General features: G+C 71.5%; 1 protein-coding gene and 1 pseudogene. One reads left to right on the top strand and one right to left on the bottom strand.

From position 1 onward, the window contains the following. Nucleotides 1-268, bottom strand: a pseudogene (locus ND747_RS16105) (type III PLP-dependent enzyme); the annotation flags it as partial. Between the two features lie 464 nt (nt 269-732). Between ND747_RS16105 and ND747_RS16100 the strand changes: the two are divergent. Then, nucleotides 733-2159 (top strand): diaminobutyrate--2-oxoglutarate transaminase family protein (locus tag ND747_RS16100; RefSeq protein WP_251734431.1); only part of this gene is annotated, 1427 nt, incomplete at its 3' end.

The raw sequence follows: 2159 nt of genomic DNA, 5'->3' as shown, positions 1-2159 counted from the left end.
GCGGGGCAGCGGCCGGCCGCGGGCCCGCCAGCAGGGCGTCGAGGATCGGCGCGAAGCCGTTCGCCTTGACCGCGTAGCAGATCTCGGCCCAGTCCGGCAGGCATGCCCGCAGGGCCGCGGCGTTGCCGGCGGCGACCGCCGGGTCGTACAGGTAGGCGCTGCTGTCGGCCGTGCCGGCCTGCCCGTGACGCACCGCCGCCAGCACCGCCGGGGGAAGGCGCCGGGCGGACAGGGCATGCAGCCCGGCCGCCGACGGCGGCAGTTCCATGCGCGCTCCTCTCCAGAGCTCGGGACCGCAGCCTGCCTCCCGAAGACCATCCGGCGGGGCCATACGCCGAAATAGCGCGCAATCCAACATGACACCAATCCGCGCGGATTCGTCGTCACACTGCTCCAGGACGGCCCACTGCATCGCAGCCATCGCTGGCGTCGGATTACGACCGAAAGTGGATCACTCACCCGACACGGACGGATTCGGCGCATCCCCATCCGAGTGACCACTGCCACGGATGAGGCGGAGCGCACCCTCCCGAACGACCCGCGCTCCACCACCTCATGCCGCGTTTACGCGACGATGCGGGGTAGGCAGGCGGACTATGGACCGACCACCGCCACACAGCGGCCGACCTCGAACGCGACCGGCTCTGTCGTTGTCGACACGCCTCGCGCCGCACGCCGATAAGTTAGGTTAGGCTTCCCTCAAACAGGTCCGCTCAAAAGGGAGTCGCCCCCTTGACGATTTCCGCTCACAGCGGCACAAATGCCGGTTCTTCCGTTCCGGCGGTCGATGCGGCCGCGATCCTCGCACGCCAGCGCACCCGGGAGTCCGCCGCCCGGACCTATGCCCGCACTCTTCCGATCGTGCCGGTCCGAGCGGAAGGCTCGATCATCCATGGCGCGGACGGGCGACGTTACCTGGACTGCCTGTCCGGCGCCGGCACACTGGCCCTGGGCCACAACCACCCGGACGTCGTCCAGGCGATCAGTGAGACGCTGGCCAGCGGTGCCCCCCTGCACACCCTGGACCTCGCCACCCCGGAGAAGGACGCCTTCACCGAACATCTACGGGCCAGCCTGCCGGCGGGGCTCGGCCCGGATGCGAAGCTGCACTTCTGCGGCCCGAGCGGCTCCGACGCGGTCGAGGCGGCGCTGAAACTCGCCCAGACCGCGACCGGCAACCACACCCTGCTGGCGTTCACCGGCGGCTATCACGGCATGACGGCAGGTGCCCTGGCGGTGACGGGCAACGTCGCCGTGAAGAACCCGCTGCCCGCGTCGGCGTCGGTGGTCCGCCTGCCCTTCCCCCATCCATATCGCTGCCCGTTCGGAGTGGGCCGGAGCAGCGACCGCACCGCCGGTCCGGACGGGGTCCAGCTGTCCATCCGCTACATCGAACGCCTCCTGGATGACCCACTCGGGGGGGTCACCGACCCGGCCGCGCTGATCGTCGAGGCCGTCCAGGGTGAAGGTGGGGTGGTCCCGGCGCCGGACGAGTGGCTGCGGGCCGTACGCGAGATCACCCGGCGACGGGGCATCCCGATGATCGTGGACGAGGTGCAGACTGGCGTGGGCCGAACGGGCCGGTTCTGGGCGGTCGAACACAGCGGGATCGCGCCGGACATCCTGGTGATGTCCAAGGCGATCGGCGGCGGCCAGCCGCTCGCCGTGATCGCCTACCGGGCCGAGCTGGATGTCTGGCTACCCGGTGCGCACACCGGCACCTTCCGCGGCAACCAGCTCGCCATGGCGGCAGGCCGCGCCACCCTGCGCCGGGTCCGCCTGGACGGCCTCGACGAACGCGCCGACCGGCTCGGCGCCCGGATGCTCGCGGGCCTCGTCGAGATCGCCAACGGGCGACCGCACCTCGGTGACGTGCGCGGTCGCGGACTCATGCTTGGCGCCGAGATCGTCGACCCGACCGGTGAGCCGGACAGCACCGGCGCGTATCCGGCCGACCCCCGCCTGGCCGCCCTGATCCGAGCAGAGTGCCTGCACCGAGAAATGATCATCGAGCTCGGTGGGCGGCACTCGGCGGTGATCCGCCTCCTTCCCCCATTGATCATCACCGAGGCGCAGGCCGAGCGGGCCCTGGCCACGCTGGCCGACGCCGTCGACGCGGCCGTCCGCCGGCTCGGCTCGGCGCCCGGCACGCCCGGTAC

The organism is Frankia sp. R82 (genome assembly GCF_023716925.1).
Taxonomy (GTDB): domain Bacteria; phylum Actinomycetota; class Actinomycetes; order Frankiales; family Frankiaceae; genus Frankia.
The sequence above is the reverse complement of the archived record's forward strand: the minus strand, read 5'-3'. Positions and strand labels throughout refer to the sequence as shown.